The 13,918-nt window shown below is 48.6% G+C and carries 17 protein-coding genes and 3 pseudogenes; 6 read left to right on the forward strand and 14 right to left on the reverse strand.

Annotated features, from left to right (window positions below; translation table 11 throughout):
- Window positions 1-227 precede the first annotated feature (227 nt).
- Window positions 228-539, forward strand: coding sequence for a metallophosphoesterase (locus tag SGP1_RS18690; RefSeq protein WP_041867193.1), 312 nt, complete (start codon window positions 228-230; stop codon window positions 537-539).
- A gap of 288 nt (window positions 540-827) precedes the next feature.
- On the opposite strand, the gene SGP1_RS18695 is transcribed toward SGP1_RS18690, so the two are convergent.
- The 4 genes from SGP1_RS18695 to SGP1_RS18710 all read right to left on the reverse strand — a co-directional run bounded on the left by SGP1_RS18695 (window position 828) and on the right by SGP1_RS18710 (window position 3,158).
- Window positions 828-1,307: a hypothetical protein gene (locus tag SGP1_RS18695; RefSeq protein WP_041867194.1), complete on the reverse strand. Its 480-nt coding sequence runs from the start codon at window positions 1,305-1,307 to the stop codon at window positions 828-830.
- Between the two features lie 14 nt (window positions 1,308-1,321).
- On the reverse strand, window positions 1,322-1,975 hold the full coding sequence (locus SGP1_RS24865; protein ID WP_011411774.1) for a helix-turn-helix domain-containing protein: 654 nt from the start codon (window positions 1,973-1,975) through the stop codon (window positions 1,322-1,324).
- A 478-nt stretch (window positions 1,976-2,453) separates the two neighbouring features.
- Window positions 2,454-2,672 (reverse strand): response regulator transcription factor, encoded by a 219-nt coding sequence (locus tag SGP1_RS18705; protein ID WP_041867195.1) that lies wholly within the window; start codon window positions 2,670-2,672, stop codon window positions 2,454-2,456.
- A 6-nt stretch (window positions 2,673-2,678) separates the two neighbouring features.
- Window positions 2,679-3,158 carry a PAS domain-containing protein gene (locus SGP1_RS18710; protein ID WP_011411775.1) on the reverse strand — a complete coding sequence of 160 codons (480 nt, stop codon included), beginning with the start codon at window positions 3,156-3,158 and terminating at the stop codon, window positions 2,679-2,681.
- Between the two features lie 282 nt (window positions 3,159-3,440).
- On the opposite strand from SGP1_RS18710, the gene SGP1_RS18715 reads away from it, so the two are divergent.
- Window positions 3,441-4,187: an IclR family transcriptional regulator gene (locus SGP1_RS18715; protein WP_148203682.1), complete on the forward strand. Its 747-nt coding sequence runs from the start codon at window positions 3,441-3,443 to the stop codon at window positions 4,185-4,187.
- A gap of 57 nt (window positions 4,188-4,244) precedes the next feature.
- Here SGP1_RS18715 and SGP1_RS18720 read toward each other — a convergent pair whose 3' ends face one another.
- On the reverse strand, window positions 4,245-4,682 hold the full coding sequence (locus SGP1_RS18720) for a MarR family winged helix-turn-helix transcriptional regulator (RefSeq protein ID WP_011411777.1): 438 nt from the start codon (window positions 4,680-4,682) through the stop codon (window positions 4,245-4,247).
- Window positions 4,683-4,924: 242 nt separating this feature from the next.
- Between SGP1_RS18720 and SGP1_RS35820 the strand changes: the two are divergent.
- Window positions 4,925-5,614, forward strand: a pseudogene (locus tag SGP1_RS35820) (alpha/beta hydrolase).
- Window positions 5,615-6,425: 811 nt separating this feature from the next.
- Here the strand turns inward: SGP1_RS35820 and SGP1_RS18735 are convergent.
- The 9 genes and pseudogenes from SGP1_RS18735 to SGP1_RS18765 form a co-directional block, all read right to left on the reverse strand.
- Window positions 6,426-7,358 carry a pentapeptide repeat-containing protein gene (locus SGP1_RS18735; RefSeq protein WP_158302443.1) on the reverse strand — a complete coding sequence of 311 codons (933 nt, stop codon included), beginning with the start codon at window positions 7,356-7,358 and terminating at the stop codon, window positions 6,426-6,428.
- The gene (locus SGP1_RS31740) at window positions 7,265-7,669 is read right to left on the reverse strand and encodes a hypothetical protein (protein ID WP_041867197.1); all 405 of its coding nucleotides are present in this window, start codon (window positions 7,667-7,669) and stop codon (window positions 7,265-7,267) included. The genes SGP1_RS18735 and SGP1_RS31740 overlap by 94 nt, the downstream gene beginning before the upstream one ends.
- Window positions 7,670-8,187: 518 nt before the next feature.
- Window positions 8,188-8,941: pseudogene (locus SGP1_RS18745) on the reverse strand (hydroxypyruvate isomerase family protein).
- A gap of 184 nt (window positions 8,942-9,125) precedes the next feature.
- Window positions 9,126-9,521, reverse strand: coding sequence for a hypothetical protein (locus SGP1_RS18750; protein WP_148203583.1), 396 nt, complete (start codon window positions 9,519-9,521; stop codon window positions 9,126-9,128).
- Complete coding sequence (locus SGP1_RS18755) at window positions 9,484-9,912, reverse strand: dihydrodipicolinate synthase family protein (protein ID WP_148203584.1); 429 nt, start codon at window positions 9,910-9,912, stop codon at window positions 9,484-9,486. The genes SGP1_RS18750 and SGP1_RS18755 overlap by 38 nt, the downstream gene beginning before the upstream one ends.
- 101 nt (window positions 9,913-10,013) lie before the next feature.
- Window positions 10,014-10,475, reverse strand: coding sequence for a substrate-binding domain-containing protein (locus SGP1_RS35335; protein WP_158302444.1), 462 nt, complete (start codon window positions 10,473-10,475; stop codon window positions 10,014-10,016).
- 26 nt (window positions 10,476-10,501) lie between these two features.
- Window positions 10,502-10,879, reverse strand: coding sequence for a hypothetical protein (locus tag SGP1_RS35340; protein ID WP_158302445.1), 378 nt, complete (start codon window positions 10,877-10,879; stop codon window positions 10,502-10,504).
- Between the two features lie 50 nt (window positions 10,880-10,929).
- Window positions 10,930-11,079 (reverse strand): annotated as a pseudogene (locus tag SGP1_RS36785) (hypothetical protein); the annotation flags it as partial.
- A gap of 73 nt (window positions 11,080-11,152) precedes the next feature.
- Window positions 11,153-11,482, reverse strand: a complete 330-nt coding sequence (locus SGP1_RS18765; RefSeq protein WP_198408744.1) for a MaoC family dehydratase — start codon at window positions 11,480-11,482, stop codon at window positions 11,153-11,155.
- Between the two features lie 472 nt (window positions 11,483-11,954).
- Here SGP1_RS18765 and SGP1_RS32115 point away from each other — a divergent pair, with 472 nt between their 5' ends.
- The 3 genes from SGP1_RS32115 (at window position 11,955) to SGP1_RS18775 (ending at window position 13,794) form a co-directional block, all read left to right on the forward strand.
- Window positions 11,955-12,521, forward strand: a complete 567-nt coding sequence (locus SGP1_RS32115) for a CoA-transferase (protein ID WP_070108791.1) — start codon at window positions 11,955-11,957, stop codon at window positions 12,519-12,521.
- 275 nt (window positions 12,522-12,796) lie between these two features.
- On the forward strand, window positions 12,797-13,120 hold the full coding sequence (locus tag SGP1_RS32120; protein WP_198408745.1) for a hypothetical protein: 324 nt from the start codon (window positions 12,797-12,799) through the stop codon (window positions 13,118-13,120).
- Complete coding sequence (locus SGP1_RS18775; RefSeq protein WP_041867200.1) at window positions 13,078-13,794, forward strand: shikimate dehydrogenase family protein; 717 nt, start codon at window positions 13,078-13,080, stop codon at window positions 13,792-13,794. Before SGP1_RS32120 ends, SGP1_RS18775 begins: the two co-directional genes overlap by 43 nt.
- Window positions 13,795-13,918 lie beyond the last annotated feature (124 nt).

Raw genomic sequence — 13,918 nt, forward strand, 5'->3', positions numbered from 1 at the left:
TGGAAAAATAAAGAAAATTGAGAGGACAGACCATTATGACTGGAGGACGTCATACAATCCCCTCTCGGTATTTTCAGACGAAAAATTAGGGAGAAAAGAGAAATGAGAGTACTACAAATCTCAGATATTTACTTATTGCAAGATAAAGACTATCTTCTTCTGTCCGTTCCCGTATACCAACGGTATATTAATATACTCTGGAGTTTGTTCTAGAAAACAAGCAACATTTGCGTATCGATAACGTCATTGTTACGGGGGACATTTCTCATGATGGCAATGAAGCTTTTTATGCTCTCTTCCTTGAGGGCATGGCGCGACTAAAATTGCCTTTCTCACTTCTTAAGGGTAACCATGATCATCCGAAAGAACTTGAAAAGTGCGCAGCAGGAAGGGAGTATTTGCGCCACTTTTCTGAATTGGGAGGCGATGGCTGGTGCTTTTTAACTCTAGATAGCGTGGTCAATGGTGAGGATTATGGTGTCCTCGATGATAATGCGCTCGTAACATTTGAGAGCCGTTTGAAAGCAGAAGAAAAATAGCCGTGTTTCTTCATCATCACATACTGCCGGTTGGCACGCTGCTAGTTGACATTTGTAACTTGAGAAATGCCGATAGATTTCTGGCCTTATGCAAAGATTATGGTGTTAAATTCATTAGTTCAGGACATGCACATACGCCATTCCAGACCAAATGGGACGATATTCTAATTTCCGTCTCGCCAGCGATCTGCTATCAATGGCGAAATGGAACGGAAAATATTAGCACCTTTAACTGCAGCGGGTTCAACGTCATATGCCTTGCTGAGCCTACTCACATAGAAACCTATTTCATTTGATAATCTTGAAGCTCTTATCGGTTTTTTTCTTCAGGGGTGTTTTTTGACTTAGCATCTCTGATATTTTTCTGCCGGCATGCACACCGGTTAAGTATGCTATCTTTGCAACATCGTTATTATCAATTTTGTCAATGAGCTCTCTGTTTTTAATAACCTCTTTGCCAGAGAGCAATAACGTGTCAGTGGCGTTAGATAATTTATACACCCCCTTTCTTCTTTCCTCATGGATAAAATAAACATCATCAAACATAGCCTTTTTCTCCTCTAGCTTGCTGATATAGAGTATATCCTTTGGGTTTATCAGATAGATAAAATTGGTTTCAAGAATTTGGCGATAGCTTTTTTTTACATATGAATGTGTTCCATATTCTTTGAAAGTATAAATTTCCGTATCATTATCTATAGCATTATAATCTAATGTATAGATATGCTTAGGATTGAATATCTGTTTGACCGCATCCAGAAAACGCATAGGCACTCCCTATTCTATTTCAACTTCCTGATTGTCTTTATCAATACGCCTATAATGGTGTAGTTCTTAAACTCAATAGTGTTCCCATCCGATTCTATTGTCGTTTTGGAAAAGTAAAGCGCGTTGTCGCCGACAAAAACACGCCTGAAACATAGGGGATAGTCTTTTATTTTCACCAAGACCACGTCACCGTCATTGAAGCACTCTTGTTCTGAAACAACACATATCGTACCGCTCTCAAAAAAAGGGGATAATGCATTATTCGCTATTTCAATCGCTATTAATGAATTATCAGCGTTATCTTCAACTTCCACTGTATAACTTTTTGTAATATCAATTTTACTATGATAATAACTACCGAGATCGTTATATTTTATTAGCGGCATCTTTTTAATATTACCGAGAGTGTTTTTGCAGTCTTCCATCACCGTGTCGGTCAAATTTCCCATCTTGACGCCAAAGAAATCTGATATTGCGGAGAGCGTAGAGATGGTGGGATTGCCAACACCTCTTCTAAGATTGTTGATAGTGGCGATCCCAATACCGGTTAGTGTGCTTAAGTGTTGCGCATCAATCTCCTGTTTCTTCATAAGGTAAACTAAATTCTTGCCGATTTTCTTCAACGGAACAGAAACCTTCTCTGAGGGCGAGTGATTATTGTGTTGCATTAAAATATCTACCTTTATAATATAATATAAATGACGGATTGAAGATCATTAATCTCTATCATAAGATGATATAGTTATCCAGGTTATGAAATGCCTACTTATAGAATACCTGCAATAGATTGTGACCCGCCGGGCAATTGTCTCTGCGCTGGAGGTTAGTTCGAGAGGCATGCATTTGTTACTCTATTATATGGTAAGACGGCATCTCATCGATACAGGACTTCACCTTCATTACAACCCCGGTTACCCCTATTGCGGCTTATGTTTACAGCTGCCATTGAATACCCATATGCAAAATATGGCGGACATCCCGGCAACGACAGGACGAAGATCAGCATGAAAAACAGCAAAAGACCCGCACCGATATTTGTTTGTTTAGACGACATTCAGCAGCCGGTTCTTGAAAAGAAAAGGGTCAATGACATTACTGACCCTAATATTGGACGAATTATGTTGCAATTCAGCATACTCTCCCGTCTTAAGCCAGTAGTTGAACCCCCTTGCGAATAAAATTAGAAGGAATGTAACTATCCAGACCAGCGGCATAGCAATAGTCAATAAGCTCGCTTAAGCTATGTACGCCGATTTTTTGGTAAATGGTTCTCAGACGATTTTTAATTGTTCTATAGGAAATATTTAACCGCCTGGCAATGTCTTTCGCCGCAAGTTTTTGCCTTGCCCAGAAGATAATTTCCATTTCCTTTTAAGTAAATATTTCACTCGGCGCATCGAACTGCGCCGTGGTACGGTTAAATTTATTCATATAATAAAGCAGCGCCGGAGAGTCAATAGGAACACCGTAGCAGACGATGCCCAGGCAGTTGTTTTCGCCGTCGTACAGTGGCGTTCTCTGACAGAGGTGCGCTACGGGAGTATCAATATTATTTTCTCCATAATAATGGACTTCAATATTAGTCACAACCTTCCGGTCCTGAATGGTCTTGCGGTCCAGGGCAACAAAATCTGGCCAGTATTCCATACTGCTGGGCAGCTTTACTTCACTTTCTAACTTGCCTCTGACATCATATCCCTTAGGACAGCGCATAAATCTCAACGAGAGTTCATTCATAAAAACATAACGTGAGTCCAGATCTTTTATAAACCAGTGATCTCTGCTGGTTTTCATGAACGAAATTAATAGATTATTTGATAAAGTATTAACACCTGATTTATCCGAATCCATAATAATTCCCCTATAGTGTTTATATTACCGTTAATACCTCCCTACTATAACGAGATGACTATAATCGAACAACGTTTACATAGCCGGTTTTATTTAAATTCATCTTGAATCTGAACAGAATAATAATGATCCCAGCCAAGTTTTTGAGTAGCTTACCAGCGAGTATTGATTGCGTGTCTTTAAAGCAAAAACTGCACCAGCAGGCCATGCAATTATCGTTCTAACCGGGGGGGAGAGATACTGGTGAGCTAATCCTTTTAAGTTGGTCGAATGAAAGCCACCATGGCCCTACCCCGCCAGGAATATAAAGCGCCAGCGCTTAGCCGTGGACTGAGCATTATCGAGCACCTTGCCCAGGACGGTGTGCCGAAAAGTATGGGGCAATTGGTCTCTGAACTGGGACTGTCGTTCAACCAACTGTATCGTATCGTGCATTGCCTGTTGGCAGAGGGCTATTTATATCAGGATAAGGCGCGTCGTTACTCGCTGACCGATAAGATAGAGGTTAAACATGCCGTAAGTCCGGTTCAGCGCTTCGCCGTTTCGCCGCCATGTCAGTCCCTGATGCGGGATTTCGTTTGGCAAACCAATCAATCCTGCCACCTGGCCTCCTTGCAGGCGGAAAATTTTGTCGTACTGGCGCATGCCTATCCTGAGTTTTCACCGGTCATTGGGGCACGCGAGGGCTCCACTTTGAATGCGGTCAAATCCAGTTCGGCCCTATTGTTTCTGGCGCTGGCCTCCGATCAGGCCGCACTGCGGTTGATACGCCATTATCCGCTTGGCCCGGAACACCGAGCTAACCTGCAGCAACAGTTAACGGCTATCGGCACGCAGGGGTTTTGCGAGGTCAAACATGACCGGATAATCGGCCTGACATCGCTTTCCTTCCCCGTGACGGGACAGGATGGCCGGGCAGAGGGGGTAATAACCTGTCCTTATTTCGATCATGTGCCCGGCGATTATGATGAACTTAAACGGCGTTTGCGTGCATTGGCAGAAGCGCTCAGCCAAACGTATCGCCAATAGGTGCCGGTCAGGGCAATCTACCCTGATAGCCACCTTAGCTCAGCACGGAGTGAGGGCTTAACTTATACCTTTGACGATATTTGTGCGCAGGGCAATGATCTCTTGATTAAGCCGTTGCAGAGTCGTCAATGCCAGCCCGGAGCTGCAAAGCAGCGTATTAGACAGGCACAGCGATTGTGCTTCCAGCGCTTTTCCCTTCTCCAACAGGCTGATGAACACTTTCCTCTCGTCCCCAGGACTCCGTTCGCGCCGGATAAATCCTTCGCTCTCCAGGCGCTTGAGCAGCGGCGTCAGCGTGCTGATTTCCAAAGACAGCGTGTCGCCGATATGGCCTATCGTCTGTTTGTCCTGTTCCCAAAGGACATTCAGCACCAAATATTGCGGATAGGTAACACCCATTTCATCCAATAAGGGTTTATACAGGCGCTTAATGACAAGCGAAGCGGAATAAATCGAATAACAGAGCTGCTCGCCAAAGCGTGGACGATCCAGCATGAGACTCTCTCCTGTTTCTGTGCTTTTGCACCTAATCGTAGCATAAACGTGGGATAATAGATATCGCGATAATAAATCGCTTGAAAAATAAAACTATGGCAATAATACTTTAATATACAACAGTTTGTATATAATTATCACTATTTCATTACATCACTTAAGAGGAAATCATCATGTTTAAGAAGACCCTCGTCACCCTCAACACAGGCATCACCTTAGCCTTCGCCGCGCAAAGCAGCGCGATGGCCGATCAGGTTAAAAACATCGTGTTGGTACACGGCGCCTTTGTCGACGGTTCAGGTTGGGAACCCGTGACCCGAATCCTTGATAAAGCCGGCTATCACGTTGCCATCGTTCAAGAGCCGCAAACCTCATTGGCGGATGACGTCGCGGCTACCCGCCGTATCCTCAATCAGCAACAGGGGCGCTCTTTGCTGATAGGCCACAGTTATGGCGGCTTTATCATCAGCGAAGCAGGTAGGGATCCCTCAGTGGCAGGATTGGTGTATGTTGCTGCGTTCCAGCCGTAAAAAGGCGAATCGCTGATGAGCTTAGCCAGTAAAACCCCCGCCGCCGGTAAAGGGATAACTGAAACGCCCGATCACTTCCTCTACCTGAAACTCGACGCATTCCATGCTGATTTCGCGGCAGACCTCCCCGTAAAACAGACCGATCTGCTGGCGCGATCTCAGGTAATGCCGGCGGCCGCAATCTTTGGTACGGCGGCCGACACGCCTGCCTGGAAAAGCAAACCCAGCTGGGCGATAGTAGCGACGGAGGATCGCTCGATCAACCCGAATTTGGAACGCTTTATGGCTAAACGCGCCGACAGTCATACCGTCGAGATCAAAGCTAGCCATGCGGTTTACACCTCACAGCTGGAAAAAGTCGCGGCGTTTATTGAGCAGGCTGCGAAAAGCTTGTCTAAATAAACTGGTTCGGGCCCGGTAAAGGCTTAAGTGTTTACAGGGCATTTATTAGGGAATAACAATAGTCCAATCAATGTGAGCCGCCCCTTCTAAGCGGTACCGGCCGTAACCTATGGTAAGCCGAAGAGACTGGCTGGCACAGTGTAGTGATAATCATTGTAATAATGCTAACCACGGCTGTTAACACCTTACATAATCCTATTGAAGGCGGGCTATTAACGCGCGTTGCGATTAGAATAAATGCTGCTCATCTAACGCTTGTTAATAAATTTCATCGACGTTAGTTCCTTGGCATCGCGATCCACCGAGGCAGTCAATTAATTTACCTTACTACCCTTCTTAGCCAGCTTTTCAAAAAAAGCCGTTAATTCTTTTACGCTGCGTGCGGCATAGGTATCTAACACTGCCGCGTCATGCCTCTCGCTACGTTTTTTTTAACTTCAGATTGGACAGCACGTTCTTCTTTTTCCTCCGGGGTACGTTTCGTTCCGGTAACGTTATTTATTGTTTCAGCGATGATTCGATTTTCCACCGGCGCGCTAGCCCTGCCGCCATCATTCACTCGCTGGGGAAGGGTGATATGTTGTCGTCCTGGTGCGGCGCAGGCGTTATGTTTTGCGCCGGCTGGTTGGCAATTTCTTCAGCGTTGGGCACTTTCGCCTGTGTTTGCCGGGATGCCTCATTAGCATCAACGATTATAGCGTTGGCATAAATCCTGCTGTTCACAAGGGGAGAAATTGGCCCGGCAAGTTCTCTGGAGGCAGTAGACTGAACAGGCTCAGCGAATTGTATGGGTTTAGCAGATTGCATGGTTTCAGCTAATTGCATTGATGCGACAGCGTCGATACGATGGCGGAGGGGGGACTTTTTGATACAAGATAAAGTCCCTCAGGATCCTCTCGCTGTAGTCGTAAGTCGTTGTACGATTGCCGGCGGCAAGGGCAAAAAAACCATTGAATAATGATGTATCTGCTGCGCAGCTCAATACCGTGCCTTTGTTAGATTCACTAGCATTATCATTATCTGCATTATCGTATGCCGCAGCAAATGTGGCCAATATCATATGGCACCGTTTCCCCGTTTCCGGTGTCATTGCAGCAAATCTATCGAGAAACAGTTGCAACGCTTGTTCGGGATGAGCCCCGATTCGCGCAAAGGTTTCCTTATCCAGTGGTTTTTCAGCCTTAAATTCTCTTTTAATTAGTGTGGATGCCACATGGATACCCACCTTTTCTATATCTAATTCCCCCCTATTGAGAGAAGCAGTGGCATCATTCAACTCGGGCACCGCAGGCTCTTTTCTAAACACCCCATCGTTGTTATGTTCGACTTTTCCATTGTTGTCTTTTTCATATGCCTTTACGATTTTATCGCACAGTGCACGAATATCCTCTGTCCGCTTTTTGTCTGTCTTCTCTATGTATTGTTGTAAAACGCTATCCGTCTTGGCGATGTCCCGCAAATCGGCGCCCGCCAGATACGTATTATGGCACAATGCTCCCTGCAAATCGGCACCGTTGAATTTAGCCTCCTGACACCACGCCCCCTGCAAGTTAGCGCCCTTGAAGTTGGTCTTCTCGCACTGCGCCCCTTGCAATTCGGCGCCCGAGAGGTCGGCGTCGGTGAAATTGGCATGATCGAGAATAGTGTGGCTTAAATCGATTCCAGATAAGGAAAGGCCGGTAAGATTAGCATTTTTAAGGTCAGGCACGCCATCTTTCGTAAGAGAAATATCGGCATCGCGCAATAACTTGTTTTCCTTAAGTAATTGCAGGGTGCAGAAATTTTTGTAGCGGTTTTGGCTAATTTCTTTTTTTCCGCCGCGCCTGCAATCTCGATAACCATTTTAGGCTCATCGTCCGCTCCATGCGTTGGGGTGAAGCTAACCTGATAGCCTTCATAGTCCAGCGTCAGCTCTTGTGGGATAGTATATCGCCCCTGATTTTTGTTGTTATCTTCGATAGCTTTGGTGACAGCTGCGGTAAAATTATCATATTCCGTGGCAAATCTTTTATGCAGCTTACCTAATGTAAGAAAATCAATAACGCGTTCAAGCAAGGTATCGGGTGAGGTGGCTTTTTTTTCTTATCGACTCCGTTGAAGCCCAGGCTGGCATCCATAAACTGTGCATAACGATCGGCACTAACATTAAAATTAATCATTTATTCCTCAATCTAATAATAAATAGCATTTATTTAATTCATATAAGAGATCCCAAAGGTTGTTATTCATCACTCAATAACATTGATAAAGTGTGATCCGCACCGTAGTTAGTGTATTCGCAGCTTCTGTGAGCAGCCTGTATAATACCGCAGACGATGTTTTTCTGAGGCAGGTTTGCTGCCGCTAACCATGAAGCTAATAGTGAAGTCTATAATAGGTATAGAAATTGTGGATCAATGATTCACCTGAAAAAAGGGCCTCCTCCGGGAATACAACACGGCTTAATATCTTATTTCTCTTCCAAAGGGCCCTAATCTCACAACGCGTATTATCATTATACCCGTCACCACGACTGCCAACAACCGGAGAAGAGAAACTCGTTAGGACGTCGTTATCATTCGCTCCTTATGCTTTTACGTAGCCACGCCAGTCCCGCTTTCGGTTTCTTGCCGCGGTGTGTATTCACACCCTATCCACTGCCAATAGTTTTTCTCCTCAAGATAGTCATAATTTACCTCGCCGGTATCGGGCTCATGACACCCCGGCAATGACGCTACCTGTATATGTTTGATGCGAGATAAGTGTTCGCTGATAAACGCAGTCAGGCTACCATCAACCTGTTGTGCATGATAAATATCGAACTGGAGAAAGAGGTTCTCGCTTTCGATCTTATTTAAAATATCCATCACCTGGAATTGGCTGGAATAAAAATAATCCGGTTTCGTTCCCGGATTTAACGCTTCCAGCAGCACTATCTTGTCCTCCTGAGCAAATAACTTTGCGGCGTAGGCGATGTTCCTAATCAGCTGGCGTTCACATTCCTTTTTTGCCATACCGGGAGGAATAACTTCCGCCATAAGATGCACCCGGCGGCAGTTCAGTTCACAGGCATAGTCCAGGGCCTGAGGGATGTGTTGGCGCGCTTCTCGCTCTCTTCCCGGTAGCGCGCACAAGCCCCATTCTTGCTAGTGAATATCCCCCGGAGGCGTATTGAAGAGGACCAGTTCAAGATCCAGTCCCGTCAGGCGCGCTTTAAGTTCATTGCAAGCGTAGGAATAGGAGGGAAAAAGAAACTCCACGCCTTTAAACCCAGCAGAAGCAGCCTCAAAGCGTGCGAAAAGGAACATCGGCAAACATAATGGAAAGGTTGTCGCAAAATTGCAGCATAATAAACACCCCGATGCAACTGTTTTCACATTGGCAATAACCCACGTTAACCACGCGGGTAAAGCATTGCCCCTACAGACGTGCGGCACGCGAAAGGGGGAGAAAAACCCGTCCATCCCTGGCGCCGCCTCCCCTCTGCGGCCGCATCTGGCGGCCAAGGACGTCCGGCAGCACATCACCGTGCTTACAGCGGGTTAAGCTTTGCCGCCTCCAGCGCCGCCTGCAGTTGCCTGCGTTCCGGTTCAGTCACCCGGACCTGCGGGCCGAGAACATAGGGCGTGGGGATGGCGCGCCATAAAGCGACCATTTCATGGGGTGCAAAGGTCGCCAGCCCGGTCAAAATCCCCTCTGCTCCCGTGGTGAGATTATGAAACAGACTACTGGCCACCGACGGCAGTGCAATCATAGGACGCCCCAGCGATTGCAGCGCCAGATAGTCCCTATCGTAGCGTAAGGCATCGTTGGCCTGGGCCATTTTCACCCCGGCGACGCTGTCAATTTCCCGCGCAAGCTGAATCAATAGCTCATGGGAATAGACCACGTTATCGACAATCGACAATCGACAATCGACAATCGACAATCGACAATCGACAATTGGAACAGGAAAAGGGGAAGATCCACCGCGGCGACAATGGCTTTATGGTAGGCGATGGCCACATGGGGGCTGTCGAACGCATTCCAGCCGGAGACGACGGGGGGCAAATGAGCAATGCATCCGCACCGGCACGCTGATACGCCTGTGCCTGGTCGGATTGCGTGATCTCGCGGTGCAACGACACCTCACGCAGACGTTCGTCCTGGGTTAACGCCGGGCCTTCTCCGGCATAGACATTGACCACGAAGCCGCGAATACCGTCTATTATAGCCTGTAATTTCTGAGTATGGTCTGCCAGGGCATCCCAGTTGACCAATAAATCCTCATTGAAAGGCATCAAATTGGCAATGAGAACGCCGTTATCGAATTTCATCATTTCTCCCTACTTCAGGTTGGATTAACGTGTCATCGAAAAGCAACCTGAAGGCGGGAAACGGCGGTGATCATGCCCGGTGTTATTGACTCTCGTCTGCCGGTTTAGCGGAAGACGCTCTGACAATCAATTCCGCCTGGCAGCGTGAGCGGGTTGTCCAGTCGATATCCAGGGTGATTTCGTCTAATCTGGCCATCAGATATTGCATTACTTTTCGTCCTAATTTCTTCACTAGGTATATGGGTGCTGAGAGGAACGGGAAGCTCCTTCATCAATTCAAAATCGTCAAACCCAAACAGCGTCATTTCCTCCGGCACGTTGATGCCCAGCGAAAGCGCTTCCAGCAAGGCACCCATGGCGAAGGTGCCGTTGCCACAAATCACTGCCGACGGCCGCGGGTTTATTTCATTGATTTTCCTAAACAGTTTCCGGCCTTCCTCTACCCCCCATAAGCCCTGGGCAAAATGCGGGGGACGTATCGCCAGCCCTTCCTCTTCCAGGGCTTGTTTGACGACGCGCAACCGTGCGGCAGCGCGATCGTTATGCTCCGCATTTTGTGCAAGCATGCCGAAGCGTCGGTGGCCGAGCGAGATCAGATACCGCGTGGCATCATAAATGCCTGCTGATTATCCGAGCCGATACAGACCGGATCGTCTCCCTCACGCCAGGTAAACATGGTCACAAACGGAATAGCCCTTTGCCGCAACAGCGGATAAAGCGCGGGATCATGCTCGTCACCAACCAGCACCAGGGCATCCACGCCGCGCTCAAGCATTTTGCGCGTCTGGCGCAGCTCCCGCTGCAAATCATATTCCGAACAGGCCAACAGCAGCGTATAGTCATACTGCTCAAGCGCACGTTGGATAACCTGGGTGGCGGTGGAAAAATGCTCGTTATCCAGCGTGGAAAAAACGGCGCCGATGGTCCTGGTTTTGTTGGTGGCAAGCGCGCCGCCGCGTGCGGAACCCATCCCAAACTGTTAATGGCCTCCTCGATTTTCAGGCGCATTTTTTCCGACACCGAGGCGGGGTCCCGCATCATGCGGGAAACGCTCGCCGTGGACACATTGGCCTTATGCGCAACATATTCCAGCGTGACGGTCGTCGAACGGCCTGAGGTACGATTACTTTTTGCTCGGATCTTAGTGTTTACACCAATTTTTTCTGCCATACATCGCTTTTCCTGTCTCAGGCACTTTTCCGGTATAAAACATATCACCTAACGGGTTATTGCTAAAATCCGCTTACGCTCTGCTCGACAGTTTTCCTGACCATTTCATAATGTGTTTCGCCACCACGACGAGGTCGCCGTGCTTATTAATGACTTTAACGTCGGCAATACTACGGCGTTTCGCTTCGTCGATACTTTCCACCGTATAGGTCACCGTGACGGTATCACCCAGCAGAATGGGCTTAAGGAAATGTATGCCGTCATAACCGAGCGTGACGGGAAACTCGGTAATGTCATCACGATGAATGATGTGGGCGATACTGACAGTTGAAGCGGTTGAGATATAGCTAATAATCAACGCACCGTGGGCAATGCGGGTTCCAATACTGGACGTTTCCTGCATGTACTGCTAAATTGATGTGCGTATCGCTAAAATCCCCCATCAGGCCGGCAAACAGCACCATGTCGGTTTCGCTTACCGTTTTGGCAAATTTATAGCTCTGTCCAATCTCAACGCCGGTAATCCACATGTTTCTCCCCCGTTAAATGATAATCGATTACATATTAAGATCAAAAAGAATAAAAACACAATACCTTCCACCGTGAAATATAAAAAAGTTAAAACAATTAATGATTAATAAAGCATGTTAAATAACAGTTATTTATTTTATCTGTATCACAATAAAAAAATAATAAATTTATATTTTGACAATCGCTTACATTTTTAATTGATAATGAACGGACCGGCGCAAAGCCGCCATTACATTTGCAGGAGAGCGAGGTTATGCAGGTCATCTCAGCCGCCCAGGCAGTATCGAAGATCACGACGCGGTGTTGATCAGTGGACCGGCGGTGGACACGCCAGTCCGGAGGCCATGCTTGCCGCCCTGGGCGCCCGGTATGACACCGAGCAACAGCCGCAAGCCATTACCGCCATTAGCATTGTCGGGATCGGCGATCGCCTCTCGCTCGGGGCAGATCATTTAGCCAAAGAGGGGCTGACCCGCCGCTCCATTACCAGCACGCTGATTGACTCGCCCGCGTTAATGAAGATGGCGGTAGACGACAAAATTGAATCTTGGACTTTTCCGCAGGGGGCTTTGTCGCAACTGAGGCGGGAGATGGCCGGCGGCCATCCGGGGCTTATGACCAAAACCGGGCTTCATACCTTCGTCGATCCACGCCAGCAAGGCGGCCGCCAGTCCCCTTCGACGCCGGCACAGTTTGTCGAAGTGAAGAAAATCGATGGTGAAGAGTGGCTGTTTTTCCGCCCGTTGCCGCTGAATGTAGCACTGCTGCGCGGTACTACCGCAGACGAGGACGGCAATATCACCATGGAGGAGGAAGCGGTGCTGGGGGAAATGCTGGCCATGGCTCAGGCCACGCGGCGGGCGGCGGGCGGCGGAAGAGGATCTGCTGGATTCCATTATTTTGACCAATGAACAGGGCATGATTGGCGGGGCGCCCATTACGGGCCGCGATTCCGGCGGCGACCAGAATGTCATGGCGATGATCGATCAGCCCTATCAGTTTGATTTCCATGACGGCGGCGGTCTCGATCTGGCTTTTCTCTCTTTCGCGCAAGTCGACGCACAGGGCAACGTTAATATCAGCCGGTTTGGCGATCTGATCGTGGGCGTCGGCGGCTTCATCAATATCAGCCAAAATGCCAGGACAATGATTTTCAACGGTACCCTCACCGCCGGCGGGCCTGGAATTGATAGAGATTGCGCCGGGTGTCGATCTCGAACGGGACGTACTGGCGCATATGGCTTTCCGCCCCGACGTTTCCGCTCATCTCAAAACCATGGATCCCCGCCTGTTCGCGCCTGCGCCCATGGCGTTGAAGGCCGAAGTGGATGCCAGACCGCCGCGTTATCGTTCGGCGCGTTTGCAGGCGTGGATGGAGCGTCAGGAAAGCCGCCTGAATAACATCATTTCCGATCGCAGCAGACTCTATTTCATGCTGGGACATCCGGTGCGCAGGTTTTCAACGCCATGCTGGCGGCCGCAGGCATCGATGCCGTGGTGGTGGCATTAAACATCACACCGGCCAATCTGTCTTCTACCGTCCGTAGCCTGATAGCCGCGGATAACGTTGACGGCTTTTTTGTCACTTTCCCGCACAAACTTCAGATGCTGGCGTTTGCCGACCGTCTACTGCAGGCAAGCCTGCGTACGGGAGCCACCAATGCCCTGCGGCGCGAGCCGGATGGATCCTGGAGCGCGTATATGTTTGACGGTCAGGGCTTCGTCAACGCCCTGCTCCGCAAGGGCCTGAACGTCGGCGGTAAACACGTGCGCCTTTACGGTGCAGGCGGCGCCGGTATGGTTATTGCGGCGGCGCTGGCTGACGCCAGCGCCGAGCTGTCACGCTTGTGGACAGGGAAGGTGGCAAGGCCGCCCGGGCCGCAGCGATGTGCAACATCGCTGCCCGAGAGCGGCAAGTTTAACGCCGAATCCAACAGCTGGCGCGAGGCCGATGTCATCGTTAATGCCTCACCGGTCGGCATGAAAGATTCGGATGGGTTACCTGAACCCTTGGGCAACCTGGCCGCCGGGACCATCGTCGGCGATGTTGTCATTCATCCCGGTGGATCGGCCCTTATCGCCCATGCCAAAGCCTTTAGTTGCTCCTGGGTCGATGGCGCGGACATGCACAGCGGACAGATGGAGGTCCTGATGCACTTTTTCCACCCGCACATCACACAGTGAGGATCCTATGAAATTTGTCGTAACCGGCGGCGAAGGTTTTCTCGGCTGAAAGCTCATTGAGGCATTACTGGCTTTCACCGGCAAACTATTCATCAATGGTACCGGCGTCAAAATAGATGAAATA

The organism is Sodalis glossinidius str. 'morsitans', from assembly GCF_000010085.1.
GTDB lineage: Bacteria > Pseudomonadota > Gammaproteobacteria > Enterobacterales > Enterobacteriaceae > Sodalis > Sodalis glossinidius.